This window comes from Rhizobium mayense (assembly GCF_030272705.1).
GTDB classification, from domain to species: Bacteria; Pseudomonadota; Alphaproteobacteria; order Rhizobiales; family Rhizobiaceae; genus Rhizobium; species Rhizobium mayense.
The window spans coordinates 81,750-99,066 of the sequence record NZ_JARFYM010000012.1 but is presented as its reverse complement, the minus strand read 5'-3'; the positions used below and the strand labels follow the sequence as shown (position 1 = coordinate 99,066).

The window sequence follows — 17,317 nt, the reverse complement described above, 5'->3', positions numbered from 1 at the left end:
ATGTTTAACGCGCGTTAACCATGTCGTGAGATTTACGCCCCGAATGTGCCAAAATTTAACTCGATGGCCATCGGCAAGCCGCAAGCATGCGGCAGATCCCAGTGAAAGCTATAGATATAAGACGGGAGAGTTGGCACATGGCAGCATTAAATATCGCATTCGAGGCGCCCGACAATTCGCGCGGCTCCGCGCCATCGCGGGACCGGGCGATCGACCTGGTTCACCTCGCGAAGCAGACGATGGGCGACAAGGCCCTGGAAGTGGAAGTGCTTCAGATGTTTGCCCGGCAGGCGCGGTCTTGCTTGCAGGAAATCGGCACGGGCGATCCCAAGCGCGCCGTAGCCGCTTCGCACCGACTGAAGGGTGCAGCAGCTGCCGTCGGCGCATTCAAGGTGGCCGATGCTGCCAACGCGCTCGAAAGCGATGTCGGCGACCCCGCTCGCATGGCGGCAGTCACGACCTGCGTTATCGAAGCCGAGAATTTCATTCTGAAGCTGTCGCGTTGAGCTGACGCCGACCAAGATTATCGATATCTGCCGTTGCGCCACCAAATGGTTTCAGCCGTTTCGGTGGCGCAATTGTTGACTGCCCTCTGGAATTGTTGGAAGAAAAATTCCGGATGTAGCCCTTCACTCACGAATACCGGAATTCACTCACATGACCAAAGTCACCATCGTCGCTTTCGACGGTACCCGTTTTGACCTTGATGCCGACGATGGCTCCACCGTAATGGAAAATGCCGTGCGTAATTCCGTGCCTGGCATCGAGGCGGAATGCGGCGGCGCCTGTGCTTGCGCCACCTGTCACGTCTATGTCGATGAGGAATGGGCGGAGAAGGTCGGCGGCCCGGAGCCGATGGAGGAGGACATGCTGGATTTCGCTTTCGACGTCCGTCCGACTTCGCGCCTGTCCTGTCAGATCAAAGTGACCAAAGCGCTTGACGGCCTCGTCGTGCATGTTCCGGAGCGCCAGGCCTGAGGTCTGCCGCTCAATTTATAAGACATGCCATCGGAGACGGTCCCTGAATTGAGGGCCGGTACCGGGATGCCTGGACAAAAAAGAAGCCTCGCTCAGCTTGTCGCAGCGAGCGAGGCAAGGCGGGCGCATCACCAACAGGTAAGGGAGGAAACACCTGTGGCTTTAGGACGCGCCAGGAGAACATTGAATACACGCGTCAAACACTAGACTCCAGGCGCGGTGGAACGAACGAACCGCCGGCGCAGGAACTCTGATTGATCTTTGCGAAAACCCCCTCAGGTTTCCGAATCATAATCTGCAAGAACTGATCCACGCCCTGTGCGATAGGAAAAACCTATTTCAGATTCTCGTAAAGTTCAAAAAGTAGAAGTAGTGGACGATTCACAGGTATAGTGACAGTTTTCACACAGGTTGCTGCGACGGGCACGTAATTTTGGCAAAAAAGAGGCCAAAATTGGCAATTATTCGCCAGTTTGCTGGCTGCGATAGGTCATCAGCCGCTGGATGCGACTCTGAAAATTGATCGCTTCGATTTTGTCGAATCGGGCCTGGTCCTCATCATGTAGCTGTGTTTGCTGCATGGTGACATCATTTGCCTTGTCCTGAAGCGTGTCGCAATCCTTGGCCGAGGGCAGGGCGAGAATCGCCTTTTCCATCTGCCGCGCGTGATCGCGCGCGATTTCCGCGTGCCGGTCTTCGTGGCGGCGGATGTCCTCGGAGAGCGTATCCCAAATCATCGACAGTTGCCGGCTCGCATGCCGCCGATCGCGCCAGCGTGGCAAAATGATTTCCGTGTAGACCGTAATCTTGACGTCGGTGATATAGCAGCGGCCGTTGCGCTCCGTATAGGTCGCATTGCCGCTGAAGTGAATCTTCGTTGCGCCTGGGTGGCGGCTGCTGGAACCCATCGTCACCGGTCCGCGGGCATTCAAAGACGCATCGAGCGCTTCGGCGCTGTCGCCCTTGATGTCGAAATAGGAGACGGATTTGCGGGCGATCACCTCCGCGTCGGCAACGCTGGAAATGCTGCACAGGAGCAGAAGGACAAGCGAGACACGGATGTGTTGAGAAGCAAACGGCATTCGTGCTGCTACCAGGTTGAACTTCGATGAAGCTTGCGGCATAGCCACTGCAAGCGCAATATCCGGGGCGGGGTTTTTTCATTTTCAATGGGATGGACGGTTCGTGATAGAGCTTCGCAGCCATAGCTGGCATGTCGCGCATGGGCGCAGCCTCGATGTCGGCGAACAGAGCGCCATCATGGCGATCGTCAACGTAACGCCGGATTCTTTTTCCGACGGCGGCAATTTCGAGGCTGTCGATACGGCTGTCGCGCGCGCGCTTGCCTGCGTCGAAGAGGGTGCGGCCATCATCGATATCGGTGGAGAGTCGACCAAGCCGAACGCCGAGCCAATCAGCGCCACGGAGGAGCAGGGGCGCGTGCTGCCTGTTATCGAGGCGCTACGCGGCAAGACGGATGCGCTGATTTCCATCGATACCTATCGCGCCGACACGGCAAGGCTGGCGATCAGCGCCGGCGCGCACATCGTCAACGATGTCTTCGGCCTGCAGCGCGAGCCGGAGATCGCGGCATTGGCCGCCCAGACGGGGGCGGGGCTCTGCATCATGCATACGGGGCGCGAACGGCCAAAACTCCCGGACGTCATCGATGACCAGGTGTTGTTTCTGAGCCGATCGCTCGATATCGCTGCTGCGGCTGGCGTGAATAGGCAAAACATCGTGCTCGATCCGGGCTTTGGCTTCGCCAAGGATACCGATGAGAATCTCGAGCTGATGGCACGCTTTACCGCACTGCTCCGCTTCGAACTGCCTTTGCTGGTCGGCACGTCGCGCAAGCGATTCGTCGGTGCCGTTACCGGGCGCGATATGGCTGACCGGGATGTGGGAACGGCGGCCAGCAGCGCTATATTGCGTTTGCAGGGCGCGGCAATTTTCCGGGTTCATAATGTCGCAATCAACAGGGATGCGCTGGCTGTCGCCGATGCTATCCTCAGGACACGGGCAAAAATAGGCGGCAGGACGCCATGAGCGATATGATCTACACCATCACCCTTCAAAACTGTGCGTTCTTCGCCCGCCATGGCGTGCACGACGAGGAGGAATTCCTCGGCCAGCGCTTCTTCGTCGACGCCGAGCTCGATGTCGATGCCGGCGATGCGCTGGAGCGAGATTCGATCGACGACACCGTCAATTATGGCATCGCCTTCAGCGTCATCGAAGAAATCGTCACCGGACGCCGCCGCTATCTGATCGAGGCGCTGGCTCTCGATGTCGCGAAAGAACTTTGCCGGCGTTTTCCGACCATACGCCGAGCGAAGATCTCTGTGCGCAAACCCAATGCGCCGGTGCCTGGGGTTCTTGACTATGTGCAGGTGAGCGTTGAGCATTTTGCCTGAGACTGGCCCTGCCTCCGGTTCGACCCGCGCTACCCTCGGCCTCGGCGGCAACCTCGATAACCCTGTTCGAGCCATGGCGCTTGCCTTGCGGACACTCGACGCGCGCGCGGATTGCCGCATTGCCGCGGTTTCTCGCCTTTACCGCACGCCGCCCTGGGGCAAGACGGATCAATCTTTCTTCTATAATTCCTGTGCAGCCGTCGATACCACGCTCTCGCCGGAGGCGCTGCTCGACGTGTGCCTCGGTATCGAGCGCGACATGAAGCGGGTGCGTGTCGAACGCTGGGGGCCGCGGACGCTCGATATCGATATCCTGACCTATGGCGATATCGAAAGGGCCGAGTCTCTATTGACGATCCCGCATCCGCGTATGACTGAACGTGGTTTCGTGCTGATGCCGCTTGCGGATTTCGATGCCGATCTCGTGATCAAGGGCCGCCGGGTGGCGGATTGGCTGAGCGAAGCGGATGTGCAGGGGATAGATGTCGCAGATGAAAATCGCGATTGGTGGAAGGCAGCTTAATGCCGATCTCACCTGGTATCGCAATCAGCCACGTTCAGATCGGTAACTAAAAAAACGCCCCCGGTCTCATCGCGAAGGCCGAAGGCGTATTTGCTGTCAGCTCATAAGCTCTACTGGATTGATCCCACAGCCATTTGATCGACATCGGCGCGCTGCAATGTCACGCCGATGACAGGCACCATCTGGTCGTTGACCTTGACCGAAATCGTTACATTCATCGTTTTATTGTCTGCTACGCGGGCGATCATGGCGCCGTTCAGCTTCTGGCGGTTCAGGCCGAGCACGACCGTGCCGTCGTTGACGGTGCCCGATGTGACATCCAGACCCTTGCCGGCTGCGCCATCGAGAAACTTTCCTGTGTAGCTGCCGCCCTTCTGGGTGATTTCGGCCGTCATCGGCTGCTGGAAGACACCAACCCGGCAGGTTCCGTCGAGCTTGACACCGGCGTCACTGCCGTCGACCGCATGGCCTGTCAGATTGCAGGTGAACTTCGTGCCCTTGTACTTGCCCGCGACGATCTCACCCGGTCCGCGCCACGATCCCGCAACAGACTGGAAGAAGGCCTTGTCACGGGATGCCGCATCGGCTGAATGCACCCAGGCACCTGCGGAGAGGGCCGCAGCGGCAAAGCCGCAAACAAGAAGAAACTGGCGCGAAAACATGGACATTCCCTAACGAAGAGGAACCGGAAACTGGTATCCACTTTTGCCTTAGAATGGTTAATGCTTGGTTTCTTATGGAGGCAAAAGCCTCATTCGCAGCGTTTACGGAGCTCAGCGGCCGGAGATGTTTGGCGCGAGATCGCCGGCAAAATCACCGATCCCTGGTCGCTTCAACGCCTTAAACGACAACGGCCTGCAGAGGTCCATCGCGGCTATGCCGATGCGCGCCGTCATCATGCCGTTCACGACGCCTTCACCCAGGCGAGCCGAAAGTTTCGAGGCCAAACCATGGCCGATCAACTGCTGCACGATGCTGTCGCCGACGGCGATAGAGCCGGTAACGGCGAGGTGCGCGAGCACGTCCCGCATCAATCGGATCATGCCGAGCGTGCCGGGCCTGCCACCGTAGAGCTCCGCCATGGCGCGGACCAGCTTGGCCGATTCATAGAGCACGTAGAGAATGTCCACCAGCGCGCGCGGGCTGACGGCTGTGACCACCGAGACCCTTTTGGAAGCGCCGAGAATCAGCCCTCGGGCGCGGCGATCCAGCGGGCCGAGTAGCTCGCGTTCGGCAAGGTCGATCAACTGCGGCGCGTCGATAATGTCCTCCTCTGCCGCTTTCAGCGTCGCGCGGCCCTTTGCTGTTTCCGGATTGGCCTCCAAAAGCGTGCACAGGCGCTGAACCAGGGCCCTTGCGCGCGCCGGGCGCGTCTCGGAGATAGCGGCCGCCGCCTCCGCCTTGATCGTCTGCACCGCGGCAAGCCGCATCATGCCTGCCGTCTCGCGAATGACGATGGCGAGGACGGCCAGAATGCCGATGCCGAGCACCGCAAGGGCGGTATAGCCCAACCAGTCGGCACGATCGAAGAGATCGTGAATCAATCGGTCGGTCCAGAGACCGAAGGCGAGCGACAAGAGAATGCCGAAGGCGCCGGCGGCAATCTTGCCGAAGGAAAAACCTCGGCGGCGTGGCGTGGCGACCGCGGCGTCACCGTCGGATGCAGCGAGGGCCGGATTGAGGAACGGATCTTCCTCGTCCGGCGTCAGAACGACTTCCGTGTCGAAGCTCTGTGGCTTGCGACGCGGCGCTTCCGCCGCCGTTTTGGCAGCTGCATCATCTCTCGATGCCTCCGGCTCCAGCGAAAAGGCAGCGGGACGGCGGGAAAGGCCCGTGGGATCATCTGCTGTCGGCTTCGTCATGCGAGGCGGTCTCCGAACAGGAACTGCATGGCACGGTCTAGGCGGATGTGCGGCACCGAGAGCTTGATGCCGCCGCCGGACTCATCCAACTCCGGCGGTCGGAAGCGGACGACACTCACCTCCGGCAAATGCATGTTTGCCGCGCTCGCTTCGAGCGCATCGAACAGCCATTGCGGATTTTCCGGCAAGTCGCCTGGGAAGATCGCAGTCTTGCGGTTGCCGTCGAAGCTCTCGCCGCCGATTGCCTCGCGATCCATCGGTGTGCCGACGATGACCGGGAGCGTATGGCCGTCGCGTTTCACCGTTGCCTCGCGTGTGGCGCGGACAGAGGCGATCGCCATGACCTCAATGCCGGCACCGGCGATGCCGATACGTTCTATGGCGCGTTCCACCAGCCGACGTGTCAAAGCCTCCAGCCGGTCGTGACTTTCGTGATGAAGATGATCGGCTTTGGTTGCAGCGACCAGCACGCGATCAATGCGACGGCCGAGCAATGAGGAGAAGAAGGAATTGGCGCCCGGGCGGAAGCAGGCAAGCACGTCCGTCAGCGCGCGCTCGAGGTCCTGTACCGCTTCCGGGCCTCGGTTGATGGCCTGTAGTGCATCTACAAGGACGATCTGTCGGTCGAGGCGGGCGAAATGTTCGCGGAAGAACGGTTTCACCACCACGGACTTGTAGGCCTCGTAGCGGCGTTCCATCATTGCCCACAGCGAGCCCTTCTGCCCCTTGCTTTCGACCGGAGGCACCAGGGGCGCGAATGTCAGGGCCGGCGAACCGTCGAGATCGCCCGGCAGCAGGAAGCGACCGGGCGGCAGAGTCGACAGCGAACGTTCGTCGGATTTGCAGGCTTTGAGATAATTGGCGAAGGCGGTCGCGAGTTCGCGTGCCCTCGTCTCATCGGCGGACGCGGCGGCATCGGTCCCTTGCGTCATTGCGAGCCACGAACGCGACAGCTCCGCGCGAATACCGGTCTTGGCGAGCGTCAGCGTCTCCTCGCTGAAGGCCCGGAAATCCTTGGCGAGCAATGGCAGATCGAGCAGCCATTCGCCGGGATAGTCGACAATGTCGATGGAAAGGCGGCCGGGCGAAAACAGCCGGCTCCAGCCGCTGGCGCTTTGGTAGTCCAGCGTGATGCGCAGCTCCGAGATAGCGCGTGTCGAATCCGGCCATATGCGCTCCTTCACCAGCGCGCGGATATGATCCTCATATTGGAAGCGCGGCACGGCATCATCGGGCTGTGGCTCAAGACGAACGCCGGAGACGCGGCCGGATTGCACCGGCTCGAACAGCGGCAGGCGACCGCCGTTCAGTAGATTATGAACCAGAGAGGAAATGAAAACCGTCTTGCCGGAACGCGAAAGGCCGGTGACGCCGAGCCGGATCGTCGGATTGACGAGGCCTGTCGTGCGGTCGATGAGATTATCGAAGGCGATCAGGGCGTCGTCGGTGAAGGAGGTCAGGCTTGGCGGCAAGGCGGGATCCCTGGATGACAGCGTGATGGTCAATATAGGGAGCGATGCGAGAGCCGAAAAGGTGGCCGGCATTTGCAGCTCAAGCGCGCTAAATCATCGCGTCGCCAGATCTTTTACTGTCGAACCTATTTCTTGACGAAATCCGTGAGGACCCAGCCCGACGGCGTCGAGTCGATGACGGCAAGCCCGGCGGTCGGAAAGCCATCTGGAATCGCGGAGATCAAGGCGTCATGGCCAATCAGCGCTTCCAGCGTGTGTTCGATGGTCGGGTTATGGCCGACCAGCATGACGGAGTTCTCGGTCACCTGTGATGAGATGATGTCAAGATAGACGTCCGTAGTGGCGTCGTATAGCGCATCGACATAACGAAACTCCGTAGAGGGGCTCATGGCGCGGCGGATGGCGTCGGCGGTTTGGCGGCAGCGCAACGCTGTCGAAGAGATGACGAGATCCGGCTTGTAGTCCTTGTCGACGGCTTTTTCGGCGACAATCTCGGCTGCGGCATAGCCTTTATCGCTGAGCGCGCGGTCGAAATCCTTCTGGCCGGACGCGGGTCGCTGAGCCTTGGCATGACGCAACAGGTAAATCCTGGAGGGCGGCGGCGTGATGCGGGTCATGGCGGAATTCCCGTGCTCGATTTGTCCTTTGACGTACCGCCTCATCCCATATGCCGTCAACAGCACAGCCATCGGCGACGCAGGGGTTCGGCGGTCGTTCACGCGAAGGTTATGGTTCTACCATATTTTTAGTATCGCGAATATATGATGAAAAAATAGACCTTTAGCCGAATTTTATGACAAATTTAAAAAACCGTTTACCACGTCTATTTGGCTTGAATCGATACTATCGGTTGGGATATACACCCCGCAATATGAGATGTTCTTCAGGAGAATCGCGTTGAGTGAGAAGATCGATCTTAGCAATTATGTGCCCTCGGAAGACGAGGAGTTCATGAATGGAAACCAGCGTGCCTATTTTCGTGCAAAGCTAGTCGCCTGGAAAAATGATATCCTAAGAGAAGCGCGCGAAACCCTCGATCATCTGGCCGAAGAAAGCGCAAACCACCCTGATCTCGCTGACCGGGCTTCTTCTGAAACCGACAGAGCCATCGAGCTTCGGGCTCGCGACCGTCAGCGAAAGCTCATTTCAAAAATTGACGCCGCTCTGCAGCGGATCGAAGACGGTACCTACGGTTACTGCGAGGAAACCGGCGAGCCGATCGGTCTCAAGCGCCTGGACGCCCGTCCGATTGCCACGCTGTCGATCGAAGCGCAGGAGCGTCACGAGCGTCGCGAAAAAGTCTATCGCGACGAATAAGCGTCTGATCGAGACGATTAGGGTGAAAAAATTTAAGGCACGGCGGAAATTCCGTCGTGCCTTTTTTATGCGGTTGCGAGGCGCGGCTAGCGCGCCACCCTATTTGTCGCGGTTGACGCTCATTTCACCGAAGATACGTGCAACTTCCTTCTGAAGTGCAGACTCCGATCCGGTCATCGGCGCGAGTTCCGGATCTCGGCGTTGCTGTGGCGCGACTGCGGGCTGCTGCTGTACTTGCCGTTGTGGCGGCGCATTCGGAATGATCCGCTCGGCAGTGAGATTGCTGGACATTTCCGCTTCTAATACCCGCTGGAAATCGCTGCCGGGTTCGCGTACCGGCGGCGGCGCAACCACCGGCGCCGCTGCAGCGACAACGGAGGGGCGAATGGGCTGTGCGGCCGGAGCGACACGCGCCGGCTCCTGTGGCAATACATGCTGACGCGCCGCGTCGAGAATCTCAGCTACTTCCGCTTCGCCCAGCATGGCAGCTGATTGCTGCGCGCGCTGCTGAGACGTGGTGGCGGGTTGCGGGCGCTCGACCGCTGGCGCGACCTGACGCGGAGGCGGCTCAAAGCCAGGCTCAGGTTCCGGCCGCATATAGGTTTCCTCTGGCATAGGCTGTTGTAAGGCTGACGCCGATTGATCATCGAGGCGAGGCGCTTCCTGCGCGGGCTCCAACCGGCGTTCGAAAGCTGCGGGCGTTCCGATCGGGCCTGGCATGCCCGCCTTGGCCGCATCGGAAATGCCGGACTCAATGACGATATCGGTCGGGCCGCCGATCATGATAAGATGTTCTGTGCCATCGCGTCGTACCAAGACGAGACGGCGGCGAGCGTCGACGGCAGCGGCATCAAGCACCTGCAGGCGGGGCTGGCGGTTTTTGCCACCGCGCACGAAGGGCGAGGGCGCTCGGTTGCGGAAGATCCAGAGGATGCAGATCAACAGAAGAAGGGCAATGCCGACCCCACCGGCTGCGAGGAAAAAGCGACTGCCATAAGCCCCGGCGATTTCGTCCCACATTTCGAGATACTCCGTAATTAACCCCGATGTCGTGACCTTGCCGTAACGAAACGACCGGCCCGCGTCTTCACCTTTGTCTTGATATGAGGCGATCATATGGACAGGTCCGCTCCGGAAACAAGATAGGATCGTTGTTTGTCCAGCGCTCTTCCTTGTGAATACAGGCCTTTCTAGCCCCGCAAAGCTTTTTGCCGATGCTGCAAATTGGTAAAGAAGATTCGAAAGGTCCGAATCCGGCGATCCGTCAAGTGCGTGACGTGACAAGGAAGAGGATGGAGACGAGGGGTTTATGACCAAGCAGCGTCAGTCCGACGAGTATAGCGTGCCGCTGGTGGATCGCGGGGTTCGTTCGGGCACCGTATTGCGTATCATTCTGCTTGCCCTGGTGCTGGTGGCCGCGGCCGCGGCTTTTGTCGTCTTCAAGGACCAACTCGACAATGAAACGGTGCTTGGCGGGCTCGGCATTCTTGCCATGGTCGGCATTTTCTTTCTTGTCTCCTCGATCATTGGCTTCGTCGAAGTCATGCCACAGACGCAATCCGACAGCCTGGCGCGCTCGTTCCTGAACAGCCATCCGGACGGCACGCTGATCACGGACGAAAAGGGCCGTATCATCTACGCCAATGCCGCTTACGGTCGGTTGACGGGCGCAGCCAAGGCGACCGAGGTGCAATCACTGGAAACGCTGCTGTCCCGCAATCGCGAATCCAACGAGGCGCTATACCGTCTCGCCAACGGGTTGCGCGACGGCAAGGAGGGTTCGGAGGAATTTCGGCTGCTAAAGCCGCTCGGCCCAGCGGAAGGCAACGGCAACGGCGCCCATTGGTACCGCCTGAAGGCGCGTGTACTGCCGCCGGAGCAGGGCAGTGGCAAGGCGCTGCATATCTGGCAGATCACCGACATCACCTCGGAGCGGGACGACCAGGAGCGGTTCTTCAAGGAATTGCAAAACGCCATCGATTATCTCGATCATGCGCCGGCGGGCTTCTTTTCGGCCGGCCGCAAGGGCGAGATATTCTATCTGAATGCGACGCTTGCCGAATGGCTGGGCTTCGATCTCACCAAATTCACGCCGGGCTCGATGACCATCGGCGATCTCGTCGCCGGCGAGGGCTTGGCGCTGATCCAGTCCGTGCAGGCCGAACCCGGCTTGAAAAAGACGGTGACGCTCGATCTCGACCTGCGCCGCGCCAATGGCCAGAGCCTGCCGGTGCAGATCGTCCACAGCGTCACGTCGATGCGCGACGGCGCGCCCGGCGAAAGCCGCACCATCGTGCTCACGCGACAGAATGGCGGCGACAACGATCAATCCGCCTCCGTCGCGGCGATGCGATTTAGCCGCTTCTTCAACAATACGCCGATGGCGATCGCCTCCGTCGACGGCGCCGGGCGCATCCTGCGCACCAACGCACCTTTCCTGAAGCTCTTCTCCGACTTGGTATCGCGTGACGACATCGAGCGTGGCGCCGCTCTCGAGTCCGTCGTCTACGAAGCTGATCGACCGCTGCTCGAACAGGCGCTCGCCGCTGCCAAGGACCGGCAGGGCGATATCCCGCCGATCGATTCCCGCAATCCGAAAGACGACACGCGGCATTTCCGCTTCTACGTCAATGCCGTCATCGATCAGACTGATGAGGCACCTGAGGAAGCCGCCATCGTCTATGCCGTCGAAGTGACCGAGCAGAAGGCGCTGGAAACGCAGATGGCGCAGACGCAGAAGCTGAATGCTGTCGGCACGCTCGCCGGCGGCATCGCGCATGATTTCAACAACGTGTTGACGGCGATCCTGCTGTCATCAGACCATTTGTTGCTGCAGGCGCGGCCGTCTGATGCCAGCTTCGCGGACCTGATGGAGATCAAGCGCAATGCCAACCGTGCCGCCGTGCTGGTGCGGCAGTTGCTGGCCTTCTCGCGCAAGCAGACGATGCGACCGACGATCCTCAATCTGACGGATGTGATCGGCGACCTGCGCATGCTGGTGGATCGGCTGCTTTCGGGCACGCATGTCAAGCTGGACGTCGACTATGGCCGCGATCTCTGGCCGGTCAAAACCGACCTCTCGCAGTTCGAGCAGGTGCTGATCAACCTCTGTGTCAATGCACGCGATGCCATGCCAGGCGGTGGCACCTTGACGCTGCGCACCCGCAACCTGTCGGCCAAAGATGTGGCCGCTTTCAACTACGCCTATTTGCCGCATGAGGAAATGGTGCTGGTCGAGGTCAGCGACACCGGTACGGGCATAGCGCCCGAGATCATGGACAAGATTTTCGAGCCCTTCTTCACGACGAAGGAAGTGGGCAAGGGCACCGGGCTCGGGCTTGCCATGGTCTACGGTATCATCAAGCAATCGGGCGGCTATATCCACCCGGAATCCGAAGTCGGCAAGGGAACGACCTTCCGCATCTTCCTGCCGCGCCATATTGTCGAGATCCCCACGATTATCGAAGGGCAGGTCTCGGAGAGCCGCGACATCTCGGCGATGGATCAGAGCGTGGCCGCCATCATCCCGCCGGAGGAGCCAGCCGATCTCACTGGCAAGTCGGCCGTCGTTCTCCTGGTCGAGGACGAGGAGGCCGTGCGCCGGGGGGGCAAGCGTATGCTCGAGACGCGCGGCTATACCGTCTACGAGGCGGGGTCCGGCGTCGAGGCGCTCGACATCATGGATGAGTTGGACGGGCAGGTGGATGTCGTCGTCTCCGACGTTGTCATGCCGGAGATGGACGGGCCGTCGCTGTTGCGCGAACTGCGCAAGAAATATCCCGACATGAAATTCATCTTCGTGTCCGGCTATGCTGAAGATGCCTTTGCACGCAACTTGCCGGCCGACGCCAAATTCGGTTTTCTGCCGAAACCCTTCTCGCTGAAGCAACTTGCCGTCGTCGTCAGGGAGACGCTGGATCGATAGATCAGGAACATCGCGTAAGGCGCTGTTCCGATACGATTTATTATCCTGAGATCTGGAGAGATGTATTGGATCTTGTGGCTGCGGAGGTCACAGAATTCGATATTTCCCGTTGCCATGCCTGTCTGATCCGTGTCATCAAGCCGGCATGATCGACCTTGCGAACCTCAGTCTGCGGATGTGGTGGCGCTCCTTCTAGGAGCGGCAGTCGTCATTTCTTGAAATCGACCCATGCCGCCGCGATCCGGCAGGCATGGTTTTTCGACTTTCTCCCGGTCTCGGCGGCTCCTTTCTTTGCGGAGCAAGCCAATGTCTTCACCTATCGATAACAGACCGGTCATTCTCACCGGCGACCGCACCACAGGTCCTCTCCATCTCGGTCATTATGTCGGGTCCCTCAAGAACCGCGTCGCCCTTCAGCAAAGCCACAGGCAATTTCTACTTCTCGCGGATATGCAGGCCCTGACCGACAATGCACGTGATCCGGACAGGATTCGCCGCAACGTGCTGGAGGTGGCCTTCGACTATCTGGCAGTCGGGATCGATCCCCTGGCAACGACGATCTGCGTGCAATCCGCCTTGCCGGCGCTGGCGGAGCTGACGGTGCTCTATCTGAACTTCGTGACTGTCGGACGGCTGGAGCGCAATCCGACGATCAAGACGGAAATTCAGCTTCGTGGTTTTGAGCGCGATATTCCGGCGGGATTTCTCTGTTATCCCGTCGCTCAGGCGGCTGACATCACCGCCTTCAAGGCGACGATCGTCCCAGTGGGCGAAGATCAGGCGCCGCTGATCGAACAAACCAACGAAATCGTGCGTCGTCTTAACCGGCAGGTCGGCCGCGACGTTCTTCCGGAGGCCGAGGCGATGATACCGACGGTTGGCCGTCTGCCGGGCGTCGACGGCAAGGCTAAAATGAGCAAGTCGCAGGGCAACGCTATTCCGCTCTCCGCTTCGCCAGACGATATTCGGCAAGCCGTGCGCGTGATGTACACCGATCCCGACCATCTGCGGGCCGCCGATCCGGGAAAGGTCGAAGGCAATGTCGTCTTCACCTATCTCGATGCATTTGCCGAGGACAAGGACTTCGTCGAAGATCTAAAGGCGCACTATCGAAGGGGCGGCCTTGGCGACATGGTCGTGAAACGACACCTCGAAGATAGTCTGCAAGCGCTGCTTGCCCCGATCCGCGAGCGCCGTGCGCGCTATGCCGCAGATCCCGGCTATGTTCTGGACGTGCTGCGGCAAGGCACGGCAACAGCCAAAGAGCGGACGGAAGCGACCTTTGCCGAACTGCGCGCCGCTTTAGGTCTGTTCACCTTCACCTAAAGCGGCCATGCAGCGCCGACGCCTGTAGCCGGACGTCTTTCTTATTCGGCGAGAGCAACCGCGATCTCGGCGGCAAGGCGCGCATTGTTTTCGACGAGCGAGATATTGGTCTTAAGGCTGCGGCCGTCGGTGATATCGAAGATGGTGCTGAGCAGATATGGGGTGACCGCCTTGCCGGCGATCTCGTCGCGCTCGGCGCTGTCCAGCGCGCGTTCGATATAGATTTCCATTTCCTCGCGCGGGATTTCGTCTGCTTCCGGTACCGGATTGGCGATCAGCATGCCACCGTCGATGCCGAGCTGTTCACGGGTCGTCTGGAAGTTGGCGATTGCGGCCGGGCTGTTCAGCGTCAGCGGGCTCGGCAGGCCGGACGAACGCGACCAGAAGGCGGGGAATTCGGCGCTGTCATAGGTTACGACCGGAACGCCGCGGGTTTCCAGCACTTCCAGTGTTTTCGGTATATCGAGGATCGCCTTGGCGCCGGCGCAGACGACGATGACGTCAGTGCGGGCCAGTTCTTCCAGGTCGGCCGAGATATCGAAGCTTTCCTCGGCGCCGCGATGCACGCCGCCGATGCCGCCAGTTGCGAAGACCTTGATGCCGGCCCGCGCCGCGGCAATCATGGTTGCGGCGACGGTAGTGGCGCCCGTGCGGCGCTCGGCAATCGCGAAAGCCAGATCGGCGCGCGACACCTTCATCGCGCCGCTGGTCTTGGCTAGCGCTTCCAGTTCTGCCGGCTCCAGGCCGATATGCAGCACGCCGTGAATGACGGCGATCGTTGCCGGTACTGCGCCTTCCTGCCGGATGATCGCCTCGACGCTGCGTGCCATCTCGATATTGCCTGGATAGGGCATGCCATGGGTTATGATGGTCGATTCCAGCGCTACCAACGGCGCACCGCGCAGCTTGGCCGCAGCAACCTCCTTCGAATAGGCGATCGGCAGCAGGGGCGAAATAGGCTTGGGCTTGGTCATGGTCGAGTCCAATTGGCTAAGATGGGAAATGCGAAATTCGTGCGCTTCATGACAGAATAGCGGCTTCGGGAACAAGAGCCAGCGTTGCCTTCAGAAGCTCGGGCGAAAGATCTTCCGCAGTGGCGAAAGGTGACCGCACGGTGATCGCGGCCGCCGCAGCTCCGTAGCGCACGGCCTCACCGAGATGGTGGCCGGCCAGCAGGGCGGCAAGAACACCGGCGGCGAGCGAATCTCCGGCGCCGGTGACATCGGCAATGTCATCGACTATGGGTGGTTGCAGGCTGATCGCGTCATTGCCGGAGAAGGCGATCAGCTCGCGCTTTCCGCGGGTGATCACACCGCCCTTGAGGCCGAGCGAGCGCAATCCGGCAACCCAGTGGCGTGGATCGTCGGGACGGCTTTCGGTCAAGGCCACGGCTTCCGCTTCGTTCAGAAACAGATGATCGATACCGGCAAGGCTGGCCTTCAGGCGCACCACCTTGGCCGGCGAAATCGCAATCGCAGCCAATGGCTTGCCGCAATCGGCGGCGCGCGTTGCTATGGCAGCCAGCGTTTCGGCCGGCAGGTTGGCATCGCAGAGGATCAGGTCGGTGGCCTCGAAGGCGTCGCGGATCGCTCGGATTGCCAGCCGGCGCGGCACGAACAGCTTATAGAGCTCCATATCCGCAAGCGCGATCACCAGGTTGCCGTCGTGTTCGAGGATTGCCGTATAGCTCGGCGTCTTGCGATCGAGAAAAACAAAGGGCTTGTCGTCGACGCCAGCATTGCGCGCCGCTTCCGCCACCATCTCGCCGGCGGCATCGCCGCCACGTGGCGAGATCAGCCGCACATCGAAGCCGAGTCGGGCCAGATTGCGCGCCGCATTGAAGCCGCCGCCGCCCGGCTCCTCGAACCAGGCGCCCGGGTTACTGGCCCCCGGCGCTGTCTCGCCGAAGATGCGGCCGCGCCGGTCGATATGGGCACCGCCCAGAACGAGAATCTTCTTCGCCATATTGATCTCCTCAGCGGTTCAAAAGGCGAATCGAGCCGGCTGATTTTTCGCGCAAAAGTCCGGGCGACGGCATGTAAGTGCTTGCTATGAAAGAAGAAAACAAATGTAGAACGGAATTCATTTTACCTTTTTCTTTCAATTGCTTGTTGTGCTCTTGCGACACGAGAACAAATAGAGTACACAATTCTCATCAGCGGCGACATTGCTTGAGCGGCTTCAATAACCTAAAGGTGGATCGAATGTCTCAGAATTCTTTGCGGCTTGTAGAGGACAAATCGGTGGATAAAAGCAAGGCACTTGAAGCGGCACTCTCTCAAATTGAGCGGTCGTTCGGCAAGGGCTCGATCATGAAGCTCGGCTCGAACGAGAATGTGGTCGAAATCGAAACAGTTTCCACCGGCTCCCTGAGCCTCGATATCGCTCTCGGCATTGGCGGTTTGCCGAAGGGGCGCATCATCGAGATCTACGGACCGGAAAGCTCTGGTAAAACAACGCTGGCGCTGCAGACGATCGCAGAATCCCAGAAGAAGGGCGGCATCTGCGCGTTCGTCGACGCCGAACATGCCCTCGATCCAGTCTATGCCCGCAAGCTCGGCGTCGACCTGCAGAACCTTCTGATTTCGCAGCCGGACACTGGCGAACAGGCGCTTGAAATCACCGACACGCTGGTCCGTTCCGGCGCCATCGACGTTCTCGTTGTCGACTCCGTTGCGGCTCTGACGCCGCGCGCCGAAATCGAAGGCGAAATGGGCGACAGCCTTCCCGGTCTGCAGGCTCGTTTGATGAGCCAGGCGCTGCGCAAGCTCACCGCTTCGATCTCGAAGTCCAATTGCATGGTCATCTTCATCAACCAGATCCGCATGAAGATCGGCGTCATGTTCGGCTCGCCGGAAACGACGACCGGCGGTAATGCGCTGAAATTCTATGCTTCGGTACGCCTCGATATCCGCCGTATCGGCTCCGTCAAGGAACGCGAAGAGGTGGTCGGCAACCAGACCCGCGTCAAGGTCGTCAAGAACAAGATGGCACCGCCCTTCAAGCAGGTGGAATTCGACATCATGTATGGCGAGGGCGTTTCCAAGACCGGTGAGCTGATCGATCTGGGCGTCAAGGCCGGTATCGTCGAGAAGTCGGGTGCCTGGTTCTCCTATAACAGCCAGCGTTTGGGCCAGGGGCGCGAAAACGCAAAGCTGTTCCTGCGCGACAACCCGGATCTCGCCCGCGAGATCGAACTGTCGCTGCGTCAGAATGCCGGTCTGATCGCCGATCGCTTCCTGCAGAATGGCGGGCCCGAGGCCGATGACGGCGATGCCGCGGACCTGTAATTTCCGCGACGGAACCCAGAACTGATCAAGACCAAAATTTGAAACCGGCCGTATTGTCCAAGGGATGTACGGCCGGTTTTGTTTGTGCGGCTGGACAGGGCCGGGAGCGGACGATAAAAGCCACTGGATTTACTAAATATTGCCAGAGCGTGATCCCATCGGTGCGAAGCGGTTTTTGCATAGGATCATGCGAAGCGAAGGAACATG

At 59.8% G+C, this 17,317-nt stretch carries 17 protein-coding genes; 9 read left to right on the top strand and 8 right to left on the bottom strand.

Going from position 1 to position 17,317, the window contains the following annotated elements; translation table 11 throughout:
• Nucleotides 1-137 precede the first annotated feature (137 nt).
• Nucleotides 138-506 carry an Hpt domain-containing protein gene (locus PY649_RS16880; RefSeq protein WP_285869717.1) on the top strand — a complete coding sequence of 123 codons (369 nt, stop codon included), beginning with the start codon at nt 138-140 and terminating at the stop codon, nt 504-506.
• 151 nt (nt 507-657) lie between these two features.
• Nucleotides 658-978: a 2Fe-2S iron-sulfur cluster-binding protein gene (locus PY649_RS16875; protein WP_285869716.1), complete on the top strand. Its 321-nt coding sequence runs from the start codon at nt 658-660 to the stop codon at nt 976-978.
• A 461-nt stretch (nt 979-1,439) separates the two neighbouring features.
• Here PY649_RS16875 and PY649_RS16870 read toward each other — a convergent pair whose 3' ends face one another.
• A complete protein-coding gene (locus PY649_RS16870) occupies nt 1,440-2,060 on the bottom strand; it encodes a DUF922 domain-containing Zn-dependent protease (RefSeq protein WP_285869715.1) in 621 nt (206 codons plus the stop codon).
• Between the two features lie 103 nt (nt 2,061-2,163).
• On the opposite strand from PY649_RS16870, the gene folP reads away from it, so the two are divergent.
• From folP to folK, 3 genes are read left to right on the top strand one after another with little or no spacing between them, the layout of a single operon-like run.
• Nucleotides 2,164-3,027, top strand: coding sequence for a dihydropteroate synthase (gene folP / locus PY649_RS16865; protein WP_490385305.1), 864 nt, complete (start codon nt 2,164-2,166; stop codon nt 3,025-3,027).
• 5 nt (nt 3,028-3,032) lie between these two features.
• The gene (gene folB / locus PY649_RS16860) at nt 3,033-3,395 is read left to right on the top strand and encodes a dihydroneopterin aldolase (RefSeq protein WP_285869766.1); all 363 of its coding nucleotides are present in this window, start codon (nt 3,033-3,035) and stop codon (nt 3,393-3,395) included.
• Complete coding sequence (gene folK / locus PY649_RS16855; protein WP_285869714.1) at nt 3,379-3,918, top strand: 2-amino-4-hydroxy-6-hydroxymethyldihydropteridine diphosphokinase; 540 nt, start codon at nt 3,379-3,381, stop codon at nt 3,916-3,918. The genes folB and folK overlap by 17 nt, the downstream gene beginning before the upstream one ends.
• 110 nt (nt 3,919-4,028) lie before the next feature.
• On the opposite strand, the gene PY649_RS16850 is transcribed toward folK, so the two are convergent.
• From PY649_RS16850 to PY649_RS16835, 4 genes are all read right to left on the bottom strand, one after another.
• Complete coding sequence (locus PY649_RS16850) at nt 4,029-4,580, bottom strand: hypothetical protein (RefSeq protein ID WP_285869713.1); 552 nt, start codon at nt 4,578-4,580, stop codon at nt 4,029-4,031.
• Between the two features lie 111 nt (nt 4,581-4,691).
• Nucleotides 4,692-5,780 (bottom strand): YcjF family protein, encoded by a 1,089-nt coding sequence (locus PY649_RS16845; protein ID WP_285869712.1) that lies wholly within the window; start codon nt 5,778-5,780, stop codon nt 4,692-4,694.
• A complete protein-coding gene (locus PY649_RS16840) occupies nt 5,777-7,252 on the bottom strand; it encodes a YcjX family GTP-binding protein (protein ID WP_285869765.1) in 1,476 nt (491 codons plus the stop codon). Before PY649_RS16840 ends, PY649_RS16845 begins: the two co-directional genes overlap by 4 nt.
• A gap of 125 nt (nt 7,253-7,377) precedes the next feature.
• Nucleotides 7,378-7,869 (bottom strand): SixA phosphatase family protein, encoded by a 492-nt coding sequence (locus PY649_RS16835; protein WP_285869711.1) that lies wholly within the window; start codon nt 7,867-7,869, stop codon nt 7,378-7,380.
• A 280-nt stretch (nt 7,870-8,149) separates the two neighbouring features.
• Here PY649_RS16835 and dksA point away from each other — a divergent pair, with 280 nt between their 5' ends.
• Nucleotides 8,150-8,569, top strand: coding sequence for an RNA polymerase-binding protein DksA (gene dksA, locus PY649_RS16830; RefSeq protein ID WP_028753038.1), 420 nt, complete (start codon nt 8,150-8,152; stop codon nt 8,567-8,569).
• A gap of 99 nt (nt 8,570-8,668) precedes the next feature.
• Here dksA and PY649_RS16825 read toward each other — a convergent pair whose 3' ends face one another.
• Nucleotides 8,669-9,589, bottom strand: coding sequence for a flagellar biosynthetic protein FliO (locus PY649_RS16825; protein WP_285869710.1), 921 nt, complete (start codon nt 9,587-9,589; stop codon nt 8,669-8,671).
• A 289-nt stretch (nt 9,590-9,878) separates the two neighbouring features.
• On the opposite strand from PY649_RS16825, the gene cckA reads away from it, so the two are divergent.
• Together cckA and trpS are read left to right on the top strand one after the other, a co-directional pair.
• Nucleotides 9,879-12,494, top strand: coding sequence for a cell cycle histidine kinase CckA (gene cckA / locus PY649_RS16820; RefSeq protein ID WP_285869709.1), 2,616 nt, complete (start codon nt 9,879-9,881; stop codon nt 12,492-12,494).
• Between the two features lie 306 nt (nt 12,495-12,800).
• Complete coding sequence (trpS, locus tag PY649_RS16815; protein WP_285869708.1) at nt 12,801-13,820, top strand: tryptophan--tRNA ligase; 1,020 nt, start codon at nt 12,801-12,803, stop codon at nt 13,818-13,820.
• A 41-nt stretch (nt 13,821-13,861) separates the two neighbouring features.
• Here trpS and PY649_RS16810 read toward each other — a convergent pair whose 3' ends face one another.
• Complete coding sequence (locus tag PY649_RS16810; protein WP_285869707.1) at nt 13,862-14,794, bottom strand: pseudouridine-5'-phosphate glycosidase; 933 nt, start codon at nt 14,792-14,794, stop codon at nt 13,862-13,864.
• 46 nt (nt 14,795-14,840) lie between these two features.
• Nucleotides 14,841-15,785 (bottom strand): carbohydrate kinase family protein, encoded by a 945-nt coding sequence (locus PY649_RS16805; RefSeq protein ID WP_285869706.1) that lies wholly within the window; start codon nt 15,783-15,785, stop codon nt 14,841-14,843.
• A 239-nt stretch (nt 15,786-16,024) separates the two neighbouring features.
• Here PY649_RS16805 and recA point away from each other — a divergent pair, with 239 nt between their 5' ends.
• Nucleotides 16,025-17,110, top strand: a complete 1,086-nt coding sequence (gene recA / locus PY649_RS16800) for a recombinase RecA (RefSeq protein WP_285869704.1) — start codon at nt 16,025-16,027, stop codon at nt 17,108-17,110.
• Nucleotides 17,111-17,317 lie beyond the last annotated feature (207 nt).

Coding starts and splice junctions, on each gene's coding strand:
- trpS (WP_285869708.1), top strand. CDS start 12,801: ATGTCTTCACCTATCGATAACAGACCGGTCATTCTCACCGGCGACCGC.
- PY649_RS16835 (WP_285869711.1), bottom strand. CDS start 7,869: ATGACCCGCATCACGCCGCCGCCCTCCAGGATTTACCTGTTGCGTCAT.
- PY649_RS16870 (WP_285869715.1), bottom strand. CDS start 2,060: ATGCCGTTTGCTTCTCAACACATCCGTGTCTCGCTTGTCCTTCTGCTC.
- PY649_RS16805 (WP_285869706.1), bottom strand. CDS start 15,785: ATGGCGAAGAAGATTCTCGTTCTGGGCGGTGCCCATATCGACCGGCGC.
- PY649_RS16850 (WP_285869713.1), bottom strand. CDS start 4,580: ATGTTTTCGCGCCAGTTTCTTCTTGTTTGCGGCTTTGCCGCTGCGGCC.
- PY649_RS16810 (WP_285869707.1), bottom strand. CDS start 14,794: ATGACCAAGCCCAAGCCTATTTCGCCCCTGCTGCCGATCGCCTATTCG.
- recA (WP_285869704.1), top strand. CDS start 16,025: ATGTCTCAGAATTCTTTGCGGCTTGTAGAGGACAAATCGGTGGATAAA.
- PY649_RS16825 (WP_285869710.1), bottom strand. CDS start 9,589: ATGTGGGACGAAATCGCCGGGGCTTATGGCAGTCGCTTTTTCCTCGCA.
- PY649_RS16845 (WP_285869712.1), bottom strand. CDS start 5,780: ATGACGAAGCCGACAGCAGATGATCCCACGGGCCTTTCCCGCCGTCCC.
- PY649_RS16875 (WP_285869716.1), top strand. CDS start 658: ATGACCAAAGTCACCATCGTCGCTTTCGACGGTACCCGTTTTGACCTT.
- PY649_RS16880 (WP_285869717.1), top strand. CDS start 138: ATGGCAGCATTAAATATCGCATTCGAGGCGCCCGACAATTCGCGCGGC.
- folB (WP_285869766.1), top strand. CDS start 3,033: ATGATCTACACCATCACCCTTCAAAACTGTGCGTTCTTCGCCCGCCAT.
- cckA (WP_285869709.1), top strand. CDS start 9,879: ATGACCAAGCAGCGTCAGTCCGACGAGTATAGCGTGCCGCTGGTGGAT.